14 protein-coding genes are annotated in these 20,451 nt (G+C 39.8%); 5 read left to right on the top strand and 9 right to left on the bottom strand.

The features are described from left to right. Positions 1-12: 12 nt before the first annotated feature. The 4 genes from atpC (at position 13) to IPP61_08810 (ending at position 5,030) form a co-directional block, all read left to right on the top strand. A complete protein-coding gene (atpC, locus tag IPP61_08825; protein ID MBL0325268.1) occupies positions 13-255 on the top strand; it encodes an ATP synthase F1 subunit epsilon in 243 nt (80 codons plus the stop codon). 142 nt (positions 256-397) lie between these two features. Next, a complete protein-coding gene (locus tag IPP61_08820) occupies positions 398-1,051 on the top strand; it encodes an outer membrane beta-barrel protein (protein ID MBL0325267.1) in 654 nt (217 codons plus the stop codon). A gap of 169 nt (positions 1,052-1,220) precedes the next feature. Then, positions 1,221-3,017: a DUF1080 domain-containing protein gene (locus IPP61_08815; protein MBL0325266.1), complete on the top strand. Its 1,797-nt coding sequence runs from the start codon at positions 1,221-1,223 to the stop codon at positions 3,015-3,017. Positions 3,018-3,101: 84 nt separating this feature from the next. After that, positions 3,102-5,030: a hypothetical protein gene (locus tag IPP61_08810; GenBank protein ID MBL0325265.1), complete on the top strand. Its 1,929-nt coding sequence runs from the start codon at positions 3,102-3,104 to the stop codon at positions 5,028-5,030. A gap of 63 nt (positions 5,031-5,093) precedes the next feature. Here IPP61_08810 and IPP61_08805 read toward each other — a convergent pair whose 3' ends face one another. The 6 genes from IPP61_08805 to recJ all read right to left on the bottom strand — a co-directional run bounded on the left by IPP61_08805 (position 5,094) and on the right by recJ (position 14,125). Next, positions 5,094-5,447, bottom strand: coding sequence for a hypothetical protein (locus IPP61_08805; protein MBL0325264.1), 354 nt, complete (start codon positions 5,445-5,447; stop codon positions 5,094-5,096). A 157-nt stretch (positions 5,448-5,604) separates the two neighbouring features. Then, positions 5,605-8,376, bottom strand: a complete 2,772-nt coding sequence (locus IPP61_08800) for a PQQ-dependent sugar dehydrogenase (GenBank protein MBL0325263.1) — start codon at positions 8,374-8,376, stop codon at positions 5,605-5,607. A 109-nt stretch (positions 8,377-8,485) separates the two neighbouring features. Beyond that, positions 8,486-10,030 (bottom strand): DUF1501 domain-containing protein, encoded by a 1,545-nt coding sequence (locus IPP61_08795; protein ID MBL0325262.1) that lies wholly within the window; start codon positions 10,028-10,030, stop codon positions 8,486-8,488. 5 nt (positions 10,031-10,035) lie between these two features. Next, positions 10,036-11,514, bottom strand: a complete 1,479-nt coding sequence (locus IPP61_08790) for a DUF1800 domain-containing protein (protein MBL0325261.1) — start codon at positions 11,512-11,514, stop codon at positions 10,036-10,038. A gap of 84 nt (positions 11,515-11,598) precedes the next feature. Next, entirely contained in the window at positions 11,599-12,336 is a 738-nt protein-coding gene (gene lptB, locus IPP61_08785) for an LPS export ABC transporter ATP-binding protein (protein ID MBL0325260.1), read from the bottom strand. Between the two features lie 61 nt (positions 12,337-12,397). Further along, on the bottom strand, positions 12,398-14,125 hold the full coding sequence (recJ, locus tag IPP61_08780) for a single-stranded-DNA-specific exonuclease RecJ (protein ID MBL0325259.1): 1,728 nt from the start codon (positions 14,123-14,125) through the stop codon (positions 12,398-12,400). Between the two features lie 293 nt (positions 14,126-14,418). On the opposite strand from recJ, the gene trpD reads away from it, so the two are divergent. Further along, positions 14,419-15,402 carry an anthranilate phosphoribosyltransferase gene (trpD, locus tag IPP61_08775; protein MBL0325258.1) on the top strand — a complete coding sequence of 328 codons (984 nt, stop codon included), beginning with the start codon at positions 14,419-14,421 and terminating at the stop codon, positions 15,400-15,402. Between the two features lie 81 nt (positions 15,403-15,483). Here the strand turns inward: trpD and IPP61_08770 are convergent, their stop codons facing one another. The 3 genes from IPP61_08770 to IPP61_08760 are packed head-to-tail and all read right to left on the bottom strand — an operon-like array spanning position 15,484 to position 20,353. Beyond that, positions 15,484-16,557 carry a DUF2891 domain-containing protein gene (locus tag IPP61_08770; protein ID MBL0325257.1) on the bottom strand — a complete coding sequence of 358 codons (1,074 nt, stop codon included), beginning with the start codon at positions 16,555-16,557 and terminating at the stop codon, positions 15,484-15,486. A gap of 54 nt (positions 16,558-16,611) precedes the next feature. Continuing rightward, positions 16,612-18,192, bottom strand: coding sequence for a hypothetical protein (locus tag IPP61_08765; protein ID MBL0325256.1), 1,581 nt, complete (start codon positions 18,190-18,192; stop codon positions 16,612-16,614). 4 nt (positions 18,193-18,196) lie between these two features. Further along, positions 18,197-20,353, bottom strand: a complete 2,157-nt coding sequence (locus IPP61_08760; GenBank protein MBL0325255.1) for a hypothetical protein — start codon at positions 20,351-20,353, stop codon at positions 18,197-18,199. Positions 20,354-20,451: the final 98 nt, after the last annotated feature.

Below are 20,451 nucleotides of genomic sequence, written 5' to 3'. Positions count from 1 at the left end.
TTTAAAAAAAATATGGTTTTAGAGATAATTACTCCCGAACAAAATGTGTTTCAAGGCGAAGTGGATGCAGTTTTCCTTCCTGGAAAAGTGGGTCGTTTTGAGCTATTGAAAGATCACGCTCCTATGGTAAGTACCCTGAAAGACGGTGCTTTGGTTTATGCCATTGGAAATAAAAAAGAAAGCATCGAAATTGGCGGCGGAGTTTTGCAGGTAATCAACAACAAAGTGTTGGTTTTGGCAGAAACAGTTATCTGATATTTCGAAAAAAATAATTTAAGAAAGCCGGAGTGAAAGCTTCGGCTTTTTTTTTGTTTTGAAATTTGAAAATCAGCATTTTTAAAATTACATTTTTCAAAAAATAGGTTATATTTATATTGAAAACTAAATCATAACTCTCATGAAAAAGATAATCTACCTTTTGCTTTTAGTATTTCCTATGATTTCATTTTCGCAGGAAATAAGAATTGGTGTAAATACCAATGCTTCATTTTTTAAAATAAATGAAAAGTCAGCCTCCACTTTCCGGGTAATTCCCGGGCTTGAGTTAAGTGTAAATAAAAATCTGAATAAGCTTATTGGGATAAAAACAGGTTTCAGTTTTGGCTCTTTTCAGTATCAGGCGGAGTTTCCAAATACCCCAAATTCAGAATCCGAAATATTTGTAAATAACAGATTACTCGAGATTCCGGTGATGTTTTCGGTCAATTCTAAGAAACATGGATTTAACTTTGATGCGGGGATTTCGGCTTTTGGCACCAAAGCCAGAGGGTTCAATGGAAAGACAAAAGTAAGCTCAACTGCCGATTCACCCACCAATCAGGTGTCATTTATTAATACCGAAATCAAAGATTTCAACTTTGGTATTTCTCCCAAAATATCGATTGGAAAATCTATCCTAAAAAATAAAATCATGGTAGAACTTTCAGGTGTTTTCAATATCAAAGTGCCTGATTTCACTGTATTAAGGAAGTTAAATGGGGCGGTTACGCCAAATGAGGCGGTATCCAAGGTTTCGGTTATGAGACTGGGAATTTTGTATAAATTAAAATAGCATTGATAATATTCAAAAAATATTGCCGGAGCGAAAGCCCCGGCTTTTTTTGTGCCAGAAAATTCAATTTTTCTTTATTAAAAAAATATTAATACCCTGACTTTTTAAACTTCCTTTCTCAAAAATCAAATTGCATTTCTTTATATTTACCCAAAAAAAAGAACCCTAAATGAAAAGAATCATTCTATTGGGATTGCTCAGTAGTAGTTTGGCGTTTGGCCAGACCTCCCTCCCACTGACCGACCTCTCTGATTTTGAATCAAAATCAAGCAATTGGAAGATTACCGGCGACGTAAATGTTGACATTAACACTAACAATACTATTAGTACAAAACCGGGAACGGGTGTGCTGGTATGTGAGCACCAGCAAGGAAAATATGGCACTGACTATGACCTTTTTAGCAAATTTGCACATGGCGACATGGACATAGATCTGGAATTTATGATCGCAAAAGGCTCCAACTCGGGCATTTATCTTCAAAGCCGGTACGAGATTCAGCTCAACGACTCATGGGGAGCAAAAACACCAAAATACTTTGATTGTGGTGGAATATATCAACGTTGGGACGACACCAAAACTGAGGCAGAAAAAGGCTATGAAGGTTACGCTCCCCGCTATAATGTTTCTAAAGCTCCCGGAATGTGGCAAAAAATGACCATTTCGTTTCAGGCTCCGAGATTTGATGCTACAGGTAAAAAAATAGAAAATGCCAAAATACTTTTTATAAAACTCAACGGCGTAATCATACATGAAAATGTAAGCCTGTCGGGAGTAACCCGTGGAAGTATCTCTGAGATGGAAGTGGCATCCGCCCAATTGAGGATTCAAGGTGACCACGGCTCAGTGGCTTTCAGAAATATCATAATCAATAATTTCGATAAAAAAGCGGGAAGTATCAAAGACCTGAACTATCAGGTATATTATGGGTCTTATGCCCACAATGCAGACCTTTCGACCCTGAAAATCGATGAAAAAGGCAATACCCCTGAATTGACCTGGGAGGTGACCAAAAAATCTAACGATTATGCGTTTTTAATCAAAGGAAAATACATAGCTCCAACAACAGGCAAGTATGAATTTGCTACCCAATTGGGTGGTAACAGCATGTTGAAAATAGACAATCAGGTGATTTTGGACAACATTTGGACTGTAACCTCAGAGCAGCGAAGGGCCTCCATCAATCTGACAGAAGGGGAGCATACTTTTGAAATATTCAATAATAAACGTGATGGCTGGCTAAGACCGGGACTGGGATTTTGGTCGGCAGGGCCGGGGTTCCGTCAGGTGGCACATCACACTTTTGGGTCGTTGATTGCAAGTGGTGCTTCAGATCCGATTTTGCTGACTGCCAATACGCCCAATTTACTGAGAAGCTTCATGGATTTTGAGGAAGAAGGAAAGAAAAAACGAATCGTGCATGCGGTTTCAATAGGTACTCCTTCCAACATTCATTTTACTTATGATATGGACAAAGGTGCCTTGTTTCAGATATGGAAAGGAGCCTATCTTGATGCATCACCCATGTGGAATGACCGCGGTGACGGCTCATCAAAGCCTTTGGGTAGCCTCTCTCCCCTTTCTGATCAACTGTTCATAGGCAAAGGAAAATCCGCTGCTACAGATACTACAGCATCAGGTTATAAACCACTGGGCTATGAGTTGGATGAAGAAGATATGCCAACTTTCAGATACAAAATATTTGGAAATGAAATCGCTGATAAAATAAGGATTTCGAAAGGAAAAATGGTTAGCCGGGAAATAGCATTTAAAAACAACGATTCGGAAATATTTGGAAGGCTGGCAAAGAGCAGTAAGATTGAAAAAGTAGGTGATAACCTTTATGCAATTGATGATAAATCGTATTTTATCCAAATCAATACCGGGCATGAAGCCGGAATTGTTGATGGAAATTTATTGGTGGTAAAACCGGCCGACAATAAAATCATTTATTCCATTTTATTCTGAAAGAAGAAAATAAATTTCAGGCTTTCAGTTTTAAAATTTGAAATAATAAAATATTGAAAAATAAGACTTTATAATTTTAATTATATGAAGAAAATATTAAATATAATGCTTTGGGTTATATTGACCACAGGGGTAAGTGTAGCTCAGGAATCGCCCAAAGAAGAAGATTTTTATAAAATAGCCACTCTTGCGGTGCCGGAAGGAGTGCTTCTTGAAATTGGTGGAGTAACCATGCTACCAACAGGTTCGCTGGCATTGGCAACCCGCCGGGGCGAAATCTGGATAGTGGATAATCCAACTTCAAAAAACCCTTATTTCAGAAAATTTGCTTCGGGACTACATGAAGTTTTAGGTCTGGTTTATAAAGACGGCTCATTTTACTGTGCCCAAAGAGGAGAATTGACCAGAATCACCGACAAAAATGGTGATGGGAAAGGTGATTTGTTTGAAACTGTTCACGCATGGGAAGTTTCGGGCCACTATCATGAATATTCTTTTGGACCAAAAATCGCACCCGATGGAAGCTTTTTTGTAAGTGGAAATGTGGCATTTGGAGATGAAGAATGGTGGCGTGGTGAATCAAGAGCAAAAACCAGAGGTTCGATTTTTAAGATATTTCCTGACGGAAAATATGAGCCGTGGGCATCGGGGATGAGATCACCCTGCGGCTTGGGAATGATAGATGGCGAATTGTTTTACACCGATAACCAGGGCGACTGGATGGGCTCAGGTGGATTATGGCATGTAAAAAAAGGGGCATTTGTGGGGCATCCTGCCAACCTTAAATGGGTTGACGCCAATCATCCTGTGAAAATTACTGAGCAGCAGTTTTTTGCTGAAAGAGACAACCGAAAAAACAGAGATGCCAACGGAAATGCCATTAAGCCTGAGAATGTAGTTAACGAAAAAGGCCAACTGCTATATGAACTAAAAGAAAAATATCCAGCAGTGCAGCCGCCTGCAGTCTGGCTTCCTCACGGTGTTTTGGGTATTTCAAATTCTGAAATCATCAAAGATGAAACATTAGGTGGTTTCGGACCATTTTCGGGTCAATTATTTGTGGGTGATCAGGGCCAATCAAAAATCATGAGGGTGTTTCTGGAAAAAGTAAATGGAGAGTTTCAGGGAGCTGCGTGGGATTTCAGGTCAGGATTTCAATCGGGGGTTTTGAGGATGACTTTTTCTCCTGATGGTTCCATGTTTGTGGGAGAAACCAACCGGGGCTGGGGCTCAGCCGGAGACCGCAATCAGGGGCTGCAAAGACTCATATGGAACGGAAAGGTACCTTTTGAGATGGAAACTTGCAAAGCCATGCCTGATGGTTTTGAAATCAAATTTACGATGCCTGTTAATATAAAATCGGCAGAAGATTTGGCATCGTATGCCGCTACCAGCTTTATTTACAAGCATCATCCGGTGTATGGCTCACCACCAGTCAACAAACTAGACCTGAAAATAAAAGGTGTAAAAGTGAGCGAAGATGGCCGTACAGTAAGAATTGTAATAGATGGCTTGCGGAAATGGTATATTCATGAGTTGAATCTGGAGGGAATCAGGTCGGCAGAAAAATCCTGGAGCTTGGTGCACCCTACGGTCTATTATACTTTAAATACAATACCCGAAGGCAAAAAACTGGCGGTTAATGAAATGAAAACTAGCAGTTCGGCCACAAAAACTGCAAAAAGCCAGATCAGCAAAACCAAAGAACTGAAATCGCCTGATGGTAAAAATGCTCCGGCGAAGTCAGCTGCTACTCCAATAACTTATGCTGCAGTGAAACCATTGCTGCAAAAACACACTTGTCTGGCTTGTCATGCAGCCGATAAAAAAGTGGTGGGTCCGGCATTTAAAGATGTGGCCAAAAGAGGTTATTCTAATGAGAAAATCGTGGATTTAATTTATAATCCAAAACCCGGCAACTGGCCAGACTATGCCACTGAAATGGCTCCCATGCCTCAGGTACCCAGGAAAGATGCCCTCACTATTGCGGCTTATATAAATTCGTTGAAATAAAATCATTAACAAAAAAAGTCAGGGATTATACCTGACTTTTTTTGAATTGATAAAAAATAGCTATTATTTCAAAATAGTTTTAAAAGGCTCAATGGCCTTAAGTTTTTCGTAGTCAGATTGTGAAACTTTGAAACTAAAATTATCATTACTAGGGCATTCACAAGCCTGGCAATAAATGTTTGAATCGGTAGTTTTTTTAAAATCAATCAGATTGGTTATCCCTTTATCTTTCAAAAAAGCCTTAATTCTGTTTTCCCTCGAATTGTCGGCCAGTGATGTATAAGGTTCTTTGTCCCAGAGTTCCGAACATTGCGTAGGTTTAAAGCTTACCGAAAGTAATTCACCATTTACGGCATCTTCACTTTCACATGACAAAAATCCAATAGTACAAATTGCCAGAATTTTTAAGATATTCATTTTTATTTTGTTTATGTGTATGACACTTTTTTATCCCGGAAAGTTGGAATAAAAATAATCATTTAAAACAAATCTTATTCAAAAAAATTGAAGAGGGCCTCGCTTTAGCGAAACGATACCCTCTTTAATATACTAAATATCAAGGTTTCTTAAAAAATTAATTAAAAAAACCAACTTCATTAAACTGAGCTAAAATGTCGGTCTTCTGAGCTTTTTCGTTTCTGAAAACTAAATAAACATCGTGTTTCCCGTTTACCGCCTCATTGAGTTTTATAGTTGCTTTCGTGCTTCTCGCTCTTGCCCATTCCGCAGCTCCTGCACCTGCCGGTGGTCTCTCAAAAGGTACTTCTTTATTTCCAACAAATTCGGAAACTCCCAGAAGTTTACCGGTAGGACTGTCAAGCCTTAATTCCACATTGGCACCTACTGCTCCATTTCTTGAGTTAACCTGCAAAAATGCAACCACTTCTTTGATTGAAGTTAAGTCAATATTTTTATAAAAACCATAAGACTTATCTCCAATAAATGAAAACGAATATGATAAAGTGGTGATGATCTGAACACTTGAAGAACCACTCAAATCCTGCGGACGTAAATACTGGCTTCTTAAATAAAGCATTTTTTCTGAAAGTATTGACTTGGTTTTTGCGGCTCCTTTATCTTTATAAGCTGCTCTGAGCACATAGTTTCCACCTGCATTTTCGTAAGTAGGTGCAATTGGCTCTACTTTCCCTGTCAACCCAAGTCTTGGAACATTTGCTGCTGCACCACCCAAACTAAATATATAATCTACCATGCGTTTGGCATCTATATCGCTCACATTTGGGTGAGCACTCATGCCATGTTCGCCCCAAACTCCGCTACCGCCTTCTTTGATTTTCTTTACCAAATAATTCATATTATCAGGTGTTTTGGCATATTTTCCTGCCACATCTTTATAGCTTGGCCCGATAGATTTTGTGGCATATTGATGACAAGATTTACAATCAGATGCCTCGATGAGGTTTCTACCGATAGCATATTGAGCCATGTCATCGGCACTTTTCTGTTTTGCGGCAATCTCTATAGGGTCAAATCCCTGCGGGATAAAGTCAAAAGTAACCGCTACTTCATCGTCTTTGATTTTTGAGCCGGTTTCGCCATCTTCTTTATCTTTTACTTTTACCACATAATTGATGGGCTCTTTTCCGAAATAGAATGTCTGATTGGGGGAGCTTAGTACCACTTCAATTTCAGGAGCGGCATTGCCTGCGGTAACAGGAATGGAAATGCTGTTTTTAGCACCTTTGGTGTCAGTTACTTCCAGAGTCACATTATAGTTTCCTGCAAGTTTGAAAGTATAAGTTGCCTCTTTTCCTGAAAGTAAAGCTACCTGAGCTTTCTTTGCATCGGTAATCTTCCATTTATAAGTCAGCTTATTTTGATCATAATCGTCAAAATCAGAAGACCCTTCCGCTGAAAATTTTACAGTTAATGGTAGAGATCCCGAGTTTTTGTCTGAAAAAGCAACTGCTGACGGTCTTCTGTTTCCGGCATTATATTCGATTTTCACTAATTTGGAATTGGCATTGCCCCTAAACCATGCCGAACCATATTCGAGCACATACATATCACCCGACGGGCCAAAATCCATATCAATGGCAGAACTAAAGTTCATGTCTGGCAATACTCTTTCCATTGACTGATAATCGCCCTTTTCGTCCATAGTTATGGCAAATATCCAACCTCTCATAAAGTCGGTAATTAGCCACTTGCCCTCATAATAGTCAGGCCAGGGACGGGGAGCACCCACAAAATCGGCTTTCCTGAAAACTGGTCCACCTGTGGCACTTCTTCCAGAGGTACCCAACTCAGGGAATTCCGGAGATTGCCCGTAGGGATAATAAAGCATGGCTGGCATAGGTTTTGGTAAATTCACCAAACCAGTATTATTTACCGAGTTATTTACCGGGTTATTGGGATCAAATGGCTCTCCGTAAGTTTTGGTTTCAGAGTTATACTTTCTGTAAGGCTTATTGTTTCCGATAAAATAAGGCCAGCCAAAAAATCCCGGTCCTTTTGCCTGATTAAACTCATCATAGCCTTTGGGACCCCAGGTCGAATCTTTTCCGGCATCAGGCCCAACTTCTCCCCAGTAAATATATCCGGTTTTACTGTCGATATTAATCCTCCAGGGGTTTCTGTGGCCCATGGTATAGATTTCAGGCCGGGTCTTTTCTGTTCCTGCCGGGAAAAGATTTCCCTTAGGAATGGTATAAGTTCCGTTGGCTTCTGGATGTATTCTTAGGATTTTACCTCTTAAGTCATTCGTATTTCCCGGACCTCTTTGGTCGTCTTCGTTTTCATGACCCGGAGTTTCCACAAGGTTAGAAGAGCCCTGAGGAGGGTTTACGGTATTGTTTCCTACAGTAAGAAACAAATTTCCTGCCTTGTCCCAGGCCAAACCTCCACCAGTATGGCAGCATTCTTCTCTTTGGGTTTTTACTTCCAGAATCAATTTTTCAGACTCCATCACGAGGGCATCGTCTTTCAAAACAAATCTGGTAAGTACGTGTTTTGCCTCTTTAGGATGAGCATAATATAAATACACCCAATGATTAGTCGCAAATTTTGGATCCAGGGTTACTCCCATCAAGCCCTCTTCTGCTTCGCGAATCTGGCCTTTTTTATTGGTATATTTAGTATTTACTTCAATAAATCCTGCATCCAATACTTCTTTTGTCTTTTCATTGATGATTTTTACGCCACCTTTTCTTTCCACAATCAGGACTTTATTTCCGGGCAAAAATGCCATTTCCATGGGTTCGTCGAGGCCTTCGGCAAGTACAACTTTTGTAAATCTTTTCCAATCAGGTGGGGTGGGTTTGTCGGCCTGCATTCCAAACCAAGCCATAATACTCAATAATACTGAGATAGTAATTTTAAACATTTCAATTAGGGTTGATATTTTTTCAAAAATAACATCAAAATATCTAATTGATACAATTATTAGATGGAATACATTTTTTTAAAGATAAATCTGTAAAAATGAAAGATTTTTATATCCAAATTATCCTAAAAGCCTCTCTGGTTTTTCTACCCAAAACCTCCAGAATGTAATTCCCGCTTCCAAGTTTTAATTGAACCGGAAAAGAATGAGATCCCGCCAGTAAAGGAATATTTTGAAAAACCGAAAGCCTTTGGCCGGAAAGTGTGGTTTGAAATAATGAGATTGTGTCTGGCTGAGCAAGGTTCAAATTGAGCGTAATAAATCCATCAGTGGTTGGATTGGGAAATACAGTATTTTTAGATGGTACCTCCGTGGCCAAAGGAGAGCCGGTAGTCAGGTAATCATTTAAGATTCCTCCCTGAATGTGCGTATAACGTTTCTGAAGTACTGTTTTTATTGCGGTGTCACTCCCTCCCATCCATTTGTATAAAATCTCATCATAAACCGCCCGGTAATCAAACTGATGTATAAAATCACCATTGGAATCCAACTTGCTGAAATCAAAATTATTACCATAGAGCCCGCCTTTCACTTCATCCCCAAAAACAAACATAGCCCCAGCCGCACCGTGGTCGGTCCCTCCGGATTCATTTTCATTGGGTCGGCGACCAAACTCCGAAATGGTCATTCCAATTACGTTCTTTGACAAATTCTGAGCCTTCAGATCGGCCATAAACCATGCGATGGAGTCATTGACTGACTTCAGCAAAGCAGCATGTTTGCCGTCAGTAGTACCTTGAGCCGCATGAGTGTCAAATCCATTGATATTGAGCAAGTAAACTTTGGTTTTTAAGCCGCCTGAAATCAAACGGGCCACCAATTTAAGTTCACTTACCAGGCCATCGGTTGAATAATCTTTTGTATTTTTACCCTTATCAAAAGCATCTTTTACGACTTTAGAATATTTATTAGACTTGATACTTAAATCGAGCAGATAGTTAAATTCCGAAGCATATTTTGAGGTGCCATCCACAAAACTGTCACCGGTTAAAAGGTCTTTTCCGCTTTCGTAAAATTGCACGGGATCACTTACCGCCAATCCAAAATTCTCTGCATTATGTCTGAAAATTAGCGAAGAATTGCTACCGATATTCAGGCAGTCGGGATGATCGCTGGTGCCGGGTGCTCCTTTTGAAGAAAGATAGCTCCCAATCCAGCCTGATTCCAATCTTTCTGAATCTGCCACCGGTACATTTCCACTCAACCAAATATCTGTTGACCTGAAGTGAGAAAGATTGGGATTGGGGTAGCCCACTCCTTGTAAAATGGCCACTTTCCCTTCTTTAAAAAGTCCGCTGAGCCCATTTCCGGGCCCTGAGTTAAGAGAAGGATGTAAATACGTATTTGAATTCCCAAGCCTAACGGTCTTATTTTTAGAAATATTGAGACTTTTTCGAAATTTGGAATAATACAAATCATTGTCAGCAGGGATAATTGTATTGAGGCCGTCATTTCCGCCAAACATCTGAATAATCACCAGAACCCGGTCTTCCAGTTCAGGCATAGATGGAAGATTTTGTGCCCACACGGGTACCTTTCCCAGTGCAAAACCTGCACTCAGTGTAGACAATTTCACAAAATCTCTTCTTTTCATAATCTTCAATTCAAATGAAATGCCGGTGATTTTATCATTTCAATTAAGGCAATTTTTAGTCTGAAAGCTGCCAATTCTTCATTTTTTAAAATATTTGCCCACTCATAATCTGGACTACCACTGAGCAATATTTTGGTGTACTTTTCAACTTGAGCGGTATTGGTTTCTTTTGAAAAAAACAACCTTAAAATCCTTTCTATCAACACTTTTGGATCACTTCCTGCGTCAAAACCTTCAATCCATTTTATGAGATAATCCTGTTTTTGATTCCAAACAAAATAACCCATCTGTTGCACCGCGAACGGAAAAGTACGGCTGTCCATCCACTGCCTGTACCCAGGCCAGCCTGCCACATTGGGCGGATTGAGCAATTCCTGACCCATGGTCACCATCACCCATTCTTTCCATTCTCCATCTACATCAAAATGGGCTGTAATCCCCACCACTGTTTCGGCCGGAGTTTTAATCTGAACACTCTTATTTTTAGTGTCAAAAAAATGTTCCGACTGCAATAATGCCATCAGAACCGGCTTAATTTCCCAGTCTTTACTGAAAATCGCCATCATATCACTGATTACATCGCTAGGTGGGTTTCCAGAAGAAGAATACACAAAAAACCGGTATAATTTTTCACAAATAAATCTGGCAACGGCCTCTTTTCTCTCAGTATGTATGATATCAACAAGATATTTAATTTCATTTTTCAATACCGCCTCCTGGGTGTTCTGTGTGGTTACGGGAATATTTCTGCCAAGGTAAGTTTTGCTGTTGGTATCGTGATTTTCGGGCACAAAAAACGGTACATATACCCCCGGTGGAGTACCCTCATCAGAGTAAATACTCACGTACCAGCCCGAAAGCACTCTGGCACCTTCTTTTACATCTGTTTCGGTATAATTTCCAATTCCACAGGTATATAATTCGAGAAGCTCCCGCGAAAAATTCTCATTGGGAGCTTTTTTTACACTTCCATTCCCATTCAGAAAAATAAGCATGGCCGGGTCAAGAATAATATTTTCGACCAGCTTCTTAAAATTTCCCTGATGTGAATCTCTGAAGAGTTTATTCTGCCTGTACATCAACTGGGCAGGCATCGGTTCGTCAACAACAAATTTGGTGGTAAAATGCCCATGCCAGAAAAGTGTAAGTTTCTCTCTGATAGAAGCCGTATCGTTTTTCATGGCCTCCATCCACCAGCGTTTCAGTTCATAATTTTGACCATAAACTTTGCCATAAATTTCATCGAGAGCCTTTTGAATATCATCTTTTGGGAGTGTCCAAAACATCTTAAATGCATCGTCTTTCCAGGCTGGGGCTGAGGGAGCAGGATTTTTGAGAGCATTGTCAAAAAGCAACTTTACCGCCTGGGCTGCCGTGAGATTCTCAAAAGATTTGATTGTTTTCCAGGAAGATGCGAAAGTCACCCTGCCCAGCAAATGTCGGGCATCAGATAGGTTAAGCTTCTGACTGTATGGTGTGAGCATAATTTTTCGACCGGGAAATTTTTCAAAATAACGTGTGAATTTAGGATTAATTATCTAATCTCAGCCATACAAGTATATATAAAATCAAACTTTCCTCTTCAATTCGAAATTCATTCCTAGATATACCCTGCGGACCAATTCATCGGCAGCGAGCTCCTCGGCAGTACCCTGGCGTAAGATTTTGCCTTCAAAAAGCAGATAAGCACGGTCGGTGATGGAGAGGGTTTCGTTAACGTTGTGGTCAGTTATCAATATGCCGATGTTGCGGTGCTTGAGCCTGGCAACAATACTCTGAATTTCTTCTACTGCGATGGGGTCAACTCCGGCAAAAGGCTCATCGAGTAGAATAAATTTGGGGTCCACAGCGAGAGCTCGGGCGATTTCGGTACGGCGACGCTCCCCACCGGAACACACAATTCCTTTGTTCTTTCTTACGTGCGTGAGACTGAATTCCTCCAATAGCATTTCGGTTTTTTCTTTCCGCTCTTGCTGGGTCATTTCGGGTTTGGCAAGCTCCATGACTCCCAAAATATTTTCTTCTACAGTAAGGTCCCGAAAAACTGAGGCCTCTTGTGCAAGATAACCCACGCCCAACTTAGCCCTTTTGTACATGGGCAGACTCGTGATGTCGGTATCATCGAGCCAAATTTTACCTTCATTGGGTTTTACAAGTCCCACTGCCATATAAAAAGAGGTGGTTTTACCGGCACCGTTGGGTCCAAGCAAACCCACGATTTCGCCCTGAGCTACCTGATAGCTCACCTGGTTGTTGACCAGCCTTTGTCCATATTTTTTTACCAGGTTTTCGGTGCGAAGAATCATGCTTAAGTGTTTTTGGTTTGCAAAAATACCAATAAAAGAATAAAAATATTGTTAAAAAAACTTACTGAAACTTAAAATCCCTCGCAAATAACTGCAAAGTCGTTTTATCTCTAAAAGTATTTTCTTCGAGAGAATAGGCCATACTGAAAGATTGTCCACTAAGCAATTTTTTATAATAATCAGCTACCATGTTAAATCCAACGGCGGTCATCACCGAACCCGATTCAGCGTCCAATATTTCAAGCCTTAAGTGTTTTTCCTTCATTATTCTTGGGTCAGACGCCAGCTGAAGGTTTTCGGAAACGAAAACCGGTTGCATATTTTGAGGGCCGAAAGGAGCCATCTGCTTCATGATCCGGTTGAATTTAGGGCTGATTTCAGAAAGTGGGATTTTCACATCAATCGTGATTTTGGGTATTAATTGCTCTTCTGTAATAAACTCATTTACAATTTGGTCAAAATACTTTCTGAATGCGTCAAGATTCCCGATCGGGATGGTCATGCCAGCCGCATGCATGTGGCCACCGAATTGTTCCAACAGATGTGAACACTTCTCAAGAGCACCATAAAGATCAAATCCGGGAACGGAGCGAGCCGAACCCGCAGCATAATTTTCTTTTGATTGGGTAAAAATTATGGTTGGACGATGAAAATTTTCAATACAGCGTGAAGCCACAATTCCTATGACTCCTTTGTGCCAGTTTTGGTTAAAAAGCACAGTACTTTTGGCCTCATACATTAGCCAGGGATCCTGTCTGATCATTTCAAGAGCCTCTTCAGTGATACGACTATCCAAAGTTTTCCGTTCGGTATTGTGAGCCTGAATTTCGTAAGCGAAAGCCAGAGCTTCTTCATAATCTTCAGAAAGCAAAAGACTTACCGCAGCTTTGGCATGTTTTATTCGACCGGCAGCATTGATTCTTGGCCCCAACACAAAAACCACATTTTCTATGGTCATCTCACCTGTGAATCCTGCCACTGCTTTTAGTGCTTTCAGGCCTGTTCGTGGATTTTCATTTATTTTTTTTAAGCCGAAATATGCTAAAATCCGGTTTTCGCCCACGATAGGTACTATATCAGATGCAATACTGACCATCGCCAAATCGAGGAAGTCAAATATTTCCGAAAGAGGTATATCTTTTTTTATGCAAAAAGCAGTCAGTAGTTTAAAACCTACCCCATTTCCGGTAAGCTCTTTAAACGGGTAATGACAATCGGTACGTTTGGGGTCTAGTACGGCTACAGCCTCAGGAAGCTCATCGCCAGGCTCGTGATGGTCACAGACGATGAAGTCAATCCCATGTTTTTCTGTGGCATATTTTACTTTGTCAATAGATTTGATGCCACAGTCGAGACTAATCATCAAGGTACAGCCCAATTCCGCAGCCTTATCAATTCCCTGAATCGAAACACCGTAACCTTCCAGGTAGCGGTCGGGATTGTAAGTTTCCAGATTGGGATAGTATTTTGAAAGAAAACCATAAAAAAGAGCAACTGCCGTGGTGCCATCCACATCGTAGTCACCGAAAATCATGATTTTTTCATTGTTTTCAGTAGCCTTAATGAGTCGATTTACAGCCAATTCCATGTCTTTCATTAAAAAAGGATCATGCAGGTCTGCGATATCGGGCCGAAAAAAATGTTTTGCTTCATTAAAATCAGAAATACCTCTCTGCCAAAGCATAACAGCCATAGACTCAGAAATTCCCAGGTCTTTCTGAAGATTTAGCACCTGCGTGGTTTCTGTTTCGGAGGTGGGGGTGGGTTTATATTGCCAGATTTTTTCCATAAGATTTCAAATTTAGAAAATTATGGCACAGAAATTGAATTTCTATTCAATGAAATCACAAAAAAGACAATTTACACGGTCTGAGAGGTTTTACACTTAAAGATGTAGTTTCGCTAAATTTGTCAAAATAAACTAGAAGGAAGGGTGTCGTGGAGGCACTCTTTTTTTCGTTTAAACATAAAATAACCACAATATTACTACCAAGTTTTGTTCATGAAATTGTACTAATACATTATTTTTGGGAAATTAATAATAAAAGGCGTATTCGGTTTACAAAAATCGAAATCTTGAAAATGAACAAAATACTTAACAGACTTATTGCCGGTGAAAAATTTGACTCCACAGAGGCAGAAGCGATAATCATAAATATTGGAAACGGAGAAGTTAACCCTTCACAAATAGCCGCTTTTTTGATGGGAATCCAACAAAGAGGTATCACCGTCGATGAACTAATGGGCTTCAGAGAAGGAATGCTCAAGTTGGCTAAAGCTATTGATCTTGAAGACTTTGAGGCTATGGATGTGTGTGGTACAGGTGGTGACGGTAAAGATACTTTCAATATTTCAACCACTTCAGCTTTTGTAGTAGCCGGTGCCGGACAAGCAGTGGCCAAGCATGGAAATCATGGGGTAAGTTCGGCCGTGGGGAGTAGTACGGTTTTGGAATATTTGGGAGTAAAGTTTACAAATGATGCCGATTTTCTGAGAAAAAAAATGGAAACGGCAGGAATTTGCTACCTGCATGCACCGCTTTTTCACCCGGCTATGAAATATGTAGCTCCAATCAGAAAAGAATTGGGGATCAGGACATTCTTTAATATTCTCGGGCCTATACTTAACCCTGCGATGGTCAAAAAGCAGTTTACCGGGGTATCAGATATGACTACTTTTGATTTATATAAAAATCTGTTTCTAAAATCAGGTGCTAGTTTTGGTGTGGTACATTCCTTAGATATTTATGATGAAATCTCTCTTACTTCGCCCTTTTTGCTGGCTATGGGGGAAGATGCAAAAACTTTTGAGGCAATTGATCTGGGCTTTGAACCGGTTTTACAGGAACAGCTTCATGGTGGAGCCGGGTTGGAAGATTCAGCCAAAATTATGCTCGATATTTTGCAAAACAAGGGGACTAAAGCTCAAACTCAGGCCGTGTTGGCCAATGCCGCAGTGGCTTTATCAATAGGAAAAGGTGTGAATATTGACAATGGATTAGCTCTAGCCCAAGAATCTCTCGAAAGTGGTAAGGCTTACAGTAGTTTCAAAAAACTGGTGGAATGAACTTAACAACCATAAAAACTTAAACGAAGATATCACCGCTGCCATCAAAACTGCAAGGAATTATGTGATGGAATTTTTGGATTAATCAAAAATCGCATATACTGCAAAAGAAGCCAGCCAGTGGTCTCCTCCATAATTCCCGCTGGTTACATTAGGTAGCGTATTTTTTAGAAAATCAAAAGAGGCCTTCTCAAACTTAGCCTTCAAAGGGTTGGTCTTTGGAAGACTGGCACCTATTCCTTTAAAACACCAGGCACGGCTAAGGCTCAATCCATCAAGATGTACAATCTGAAAGTCGGTACGGTCGCTCACTACTGGCTGATTCAGCACATTTTGTATAGATTTGGGTTCCAAAAAGGCCTTAAACCAAACTTCAAATTCTTTCGGCCCCAAAATTCTCCTCATAAGGTCTGCAATTTCGAGATTGGGAGAAAGGAAATCTGAACCATCAGGCTCCAAATATGCAGGGGCAGCTTTTTGCTCAAAATAAAATCGGTTGGCTTTATCTATCACAGAGATTTCAAAGTCAGTGTTTTTTGTGGCTCTGGCCCAATCGAGAGCAAAACACAGCCCAAAAGCCGTATTGGGGTGTACCCCTGTGCGATTGGGGTAAGTCTGTTTGGGTAAAAAATCATCCCAAATTCTCACAATTTCTTTGGTAAGAGGCTGCAAGGTTTGGTGCCATTTTTTGGCCATTGGATCATTCCAGGTCAGAAGTTCCTGGTCGAGTTTAAGCAACCATGCCCAGCCATAAGTTCGCTCAAACGTCTTTGTTGTCTTATATTTTGTAAAGTATTCTGACTCAGTTTTGATTTTTTCCGGCTGAAAACTATGGTCTAAAACTTTTATAATCTCTTTTCTTTGAGAAATTTCGGGATAAAGCTTGAGCAATTTTACCAACATCCAATGCCCATGAACACTCGAATGCCAATCCAGACAACCATAAAAACTTGGGTGAAACTCTGAGGGCAACAATTTGTGGTCATCGGGTCCATCGGAGCTATGGCCGGTTTTGTTTGGAAATTCCTGTGAGATACAGTGAAGAGGCATTTCGGCCAGTTTTTCTGCAATTTTGATATTAAAAAGGCTGTCGGTTTGGGCCATCCCTGTGAAATAGGTGAAAGTAAGAAAAACGAAAATAGCTTTTTTTAGCATGATGAAGGTTTTACTTTTCAAATAAAAGGAATTAATACATCTAAAACAATGATTTCAAAATTTCGGCTCAACCCATAATAATGTAAACAAAAGAATTACCAAAATCCACTTCCAAACTTCACTTATCTCCTCATAGCCTTCAGCCTCAACGTTGTTAAAGGAATTTAAATTATTATATTTCAGTATTTTAGAAATAATATTTGCTTTTTGATAAGGCAATTCGGCCTTCTCAACAAATATTTCTATGCTGTCATTTAAAGTCTGCCACCCCGGTTTTTTCAATAACATTTTCCCCGAAAAATCACTTTGTCCATTTGCCTGTAAACTAATTGAATCTCCCGCTAGAATATTGGTTTTAATCAATTTTTCAGGCTTATTAATTACTATTACCTGGAACTGCTTTTGTAAAACGGGAGCCTCAATGATTAGATTATTCTTTTGGTCAGGAATGATGACATTGATTGCAGATGCCCATATTTTCCCATATTCCAGGGAATCGCCGGAAAGCATCAACGGGTAAGTTTCAGAATATAATGACACCGCCAGTTTTTCGGGACTTACCGCCAAAATTCCTTCTTTTTCCTGTAGGTAAAAATTTGATTTTTCAAAAACGAAAGGGTGGTGAAAAGCACCGTTTTTTAACGAGATTTCAGACTCATTACTGACCCTTTTGATTCTGAACTTTTCTGCAAAAACGTTATTAATTTTATTGATTTCAACCGTCGGATTTTCGAGATTCATTACTAAAACTCCGGTACTTTTCAATTCTCTATTTTGAAGGTTTTCAGGAGAAACTATCATAATATCAGCTTTTTGTGAGGATTTTTTATTGATTTCCAAAACACTGAAATCACTTTTTGACACTTTAGAAACCAGCTCCACTTTGTGGCCTTGTTTTCCCAGCCAATCGGCCAGAGTCTTCATCTCAAAATCCGGATTTTCTGCAAGCATTTTTAAGGAGAGTTCAGGAAGTTTTTTTGTGAAAAAATTAACCTCCGCCACAGGTTTTCCTTCAAAAAATAATTCAACTTTATTTCTACCAATACCAAAGGCTGGAAAATTAAGAGAGAAACCTTGATTTTCTTTAGAAATTTTCACCGAGTCCAAAATTGTATCTCCGTATTTTACAGTTAAAATTCCGGAACTTTTAGAATAAATCTTGCCTGTAATTTCCTGATTTTCGAATTGATTCAAATTTCCTTTCCAATGTAAGTCCGATATGGTTTTTTCTTCAAAAAAAGGAAAATAAAGTATTTTTTTTCCCGATAAGGCAGCCAAAAATGCAGGTTCAAAATTGGTCCCGCTTAATATGATTTCATCATAATTCTTTAATAAATCTGAAACCTTATTCTTTTGTATAGAATTGATAGAAAGCAAATTATCCACTTTTAAGCTGTCTTTCAGATGATTCAGGAAATCCTGACTCAAGCTCTTGTCATGAATTAAGATTTTTCTTTGATTTTGATCGGCTTTCCATTTTATTGGGAAAACCAAAATCACAAGCGATAACAAAAAAAGGATATTGAGCACCCATTTCCGGGGCTTCACAGGCCGGCTTTTCCATAGCTGAAAAACCATGATGGCAATTACCATCAATAACCCCAAACTCAATATTACTATTTCTGTTTTATCCATTTATTTATTGCAACAAAGACCTGTACGCATTTCTTAGAGCCTTGTTCTTGTTTTCAAAATTATTCCTGATTTCTGCCGATTGCCTTCCCGATAAATTGAGAAGTGCATTTTGTAAGTGTTTCAATTCTTCTTCACCTGCATTTTGTCCATTAATTAATTTTTGAAGCACCGAAACCCACTTTTTATCAAGACTTTTGGCCTGAATAAATGCCTGAGCTAGGCGGGCTAATTCTACCTTATCCCTGTCTGTGGGTTTGCTTTTTTCAAGGATATCAATGGTTTCAGCAGCTAAAATCTGGATTTCTGCCGCCGAAAACGCCTTCATAAATCGCTGCCGGGCATTGTATTTGGTCAGTTCTCCGGTCAGTCTTTTCTCTTTTTCTTTAATAGGTGGTGGGTCAAATCCCGATTTTTTCACATAAGTCCGGGCTTTTTGCTGGGCCTCTTTGAGATATTCAAGTGCTTTATTTTCAAATGGAAGAGCTTTTTCCGGCTCATAAAGCCTCAAATGTAGCTCTGACTGCCACATTTGTTCAAGTGCCATTTTGAGCAGGCTGCGGGTACTTTGTTCATAAAAAGTATTGGTTTCGGCGTCGTCATGAGAATGCACAAACTGCTCCATCAAGGCGGCCAGCGGGTCATCATTCTGAGTTTCCTGACCTGCGTGCTCATGTTCGTGGTGGTGCTCAGCTTCCACATGGTTATCTTCCTGCTCCTCAGAATCATGAGCGTGCACAAATCCTTCGAGAATGTTCCCGCTTTCACCACCTGGGGCCACATGGCCAATGTTGTCTTCAAATTCCTCTCCAAGATATTGACCATATCTCAGCCTGAGCACTTTCTGATCATATCCGATTTCATTTGACTCACTTTTAAAAACCTGAGCTGCAATCTTTTTTCGTTTTTTTATGAGTTTCTCGGTGTCAATAATTATCTGCCGCTGACTTCTGAAATATTCGGGAAGAATATTCATGGCCATGGTGGCCGGCTCGGTTTCATCCTGATTGGTGGTGTCGCGATAGACCAGAAAATAGGTGTCAGATTTAGTAAAATTTGGCTCAGGCAGCCGGTTGTCAAAAGCAGCCCAATAATAGTAAAGTTCATCACCCGGACTAAAATTCAATCCTTTGAGGTCTATGTTTTTGGTAATCTGCTCAGATTTAAAATTCTTGCCTCCAACCGGCCATTTTACCTCTCTAAACTTCACGTTTTCGCCACTTCCCCGTGCCACTGTAGCCACAAGAAAAGCATTGCTGACCTTAAAATCATCAGAGATTTTGGCCGAAATACTGATATTTGAGCCCGATTTTGGAGCATATACAGAATATAGTTCTTTTGAAGCGGGTTCAATTTGAGGAGGGGCATCAGGTAAAGCCTCCAGGCGATAAAGTGGCGACTGATAAACCAGGCTGTCACGCCAGAGGGCTTTTAAGTTGTAAAATCCTGAAGCAATTAGTTTGTCGGTATGGATAAAACTCCCCCTTTTTTTTTCAAATGAAAGCCTTAAACCATATGCATTTTCGAGGAAAACATTCAGATTTTCAGAATGACTAAATCTCATTTCCCACATAATATTAGTACCCGTAATGGCTTCAAAATTAAGGTCATAACTATATTTAGTCTTCAGGCCGGTATAAGGAGGTGGGCTCAGTTTAACTTTTGCTCCGAGAAATTCCGGTGCTTTGTTTTCCGTTTTAACTTCAGGTTTTTCACTGAAAAAGGACGTCAAACTGTTTTCATTTCCTGATATTTTTTTGGGTAAAAAATTAAGGCCAATACCCAGACCCAGGAAAAGCAAGGGCAAGACCAGAGCCTTAGGAAACTCAAATATTTGCAGCTCTTTTTGTTGGGAAATTCTCTCAATTTGCAGACTTTCTACGGCATTGCTTTCAGCCAAATAGAGCAGAGGCAATGAATATTCGAGGCTTTTGTTTTTCTTATGCAAAAACAGTATAGCTTCTTCTTTTCGGAAACTAAATATACGGTATTCCCAAAAACCAAAAATAAGAATTAAAAATCTGAATATCAGTGAAATATATTTAGAAATTTCTAAATATTTGAACAAAAAATAAAAAGCAAAAACATAGCATCCTACTGACAGTATTTTGATTGTCAACAGCTGCACCGAAGTGAGTTTTACTATGTTTTTAAGTCGATTCATTGACCTATTTTAATGTTACTTCCAAAAATCTTGAAATCAAGGGGTCTATAACCTCACCCCCAACCCCTCTCCCCGGGAGAGGGGAGTTGCTTTGAAAT

Source organism: Cytophagaceae bacterium, assembly GCA_016722655.1.
Lineage (GTDB): Bacteria > Bacteroidota > Bacteroidia > Cytophagales > Spirosomataceae > Leadbetterella.
Note: the sequence above shows the minus strand (reverse complement) of the source record. Positions and strands in the feature narration are given on the sequence as shown.

Bases quoted from the DNA above. Each gene is read 5' to 3' on its own strand.
- IPP61_08795 (MBL0325262.1), bottom strand. From the start codon at position 10,030: ATGAAAAGAAGAGATTTTGTGAAATTGTCTACACTGAGTGCAGGTTTT.
- IPP61_08805 (MBL0325264.1), bottom strand. From the start codon at position 5,447: ATGAATATCTTAAAAATTCTGGCAATTTGTACTATTGGATTTTTGTCA.
- IPP61_08790 (MBL0325261.1), bottom strand. From the start codon at position 11,514: ATGCTCACACCATACAGTCAGAAGCTTAACCTATCTGATGCCCGACAT.
- lptB (MBL0325260.1), bottom strand. From the start codon at position 12,336: ATGATTCTTCGCACCGAAAACCTGGTAAAAAAATATGGACAAAGGCTG.
- trpD (MBL0325258.1), top strand. From the start codon at position 14,419: ATGAACAAAATACTTAACAGACTTATTGCCGGTGAAAAATTTGACTCC.
- IPP61_08800 (MBL0325263.1), bottom strand. From the start codon at position 8,376: ATGTTTAAAATTACTATCTCAGTATTATTGAGTATTATGGCTTGGTTT.
- IPP61_08810 (MBL0325265.1), top strand. From the start codon at position 3,102: ATGAAGAAAATATTAAATATAATGCTTTGGGTTATATTGACCACAGGG.
- IPP61_08815 (MBL0325266.1), top strand. From the start codon at position 1,221: ATGAAAAGAATCATTCTATTGGGATTGCTCAGTAGTAGTTTGGCGTTT.
- atpC (MBL0325268.1), top strand. From the start codon at position 13: ATGGTTTTAGAGATAATTACTCCCGAACAAAATGTGTTTCAAGGCGAA.
- IPP61_08820 (MBL0325267.1), top strand. From the start codon at position 398: ATGAAAAAGATAATCTACCTTTTGCTTTTAGTATTTCCTATGATTTCA.
- IPP61_08765 (MBL0325256.1), bottom strand. From the start codon at position 18,192: ATGGATAAAACAGAAATAGTAATATTGAGTTTGGGGTTATTGATGGTA.
- IPP61_08770 (MBL0325257.1), bottom strand. From the start codon at position 16,557: ATGCTAAAAAAAGCTATTTTCGTTTTTCTTACTTTCACCTATTTCACA.
- IPP61_08760 (MBL0325255.1), bottom strand. From the start codon at position 20,353: ATGAATCGACTTAAAAACATAGTAAAACTCACTTCGGTGCAGCTGTTG.
- recJ (MBL0325259.1), bottom strand. From the start codon at position 14,125: ATGGAAAAAATCTGGCAATATAAACCCACCCCCACCTCCGAAACAGAA.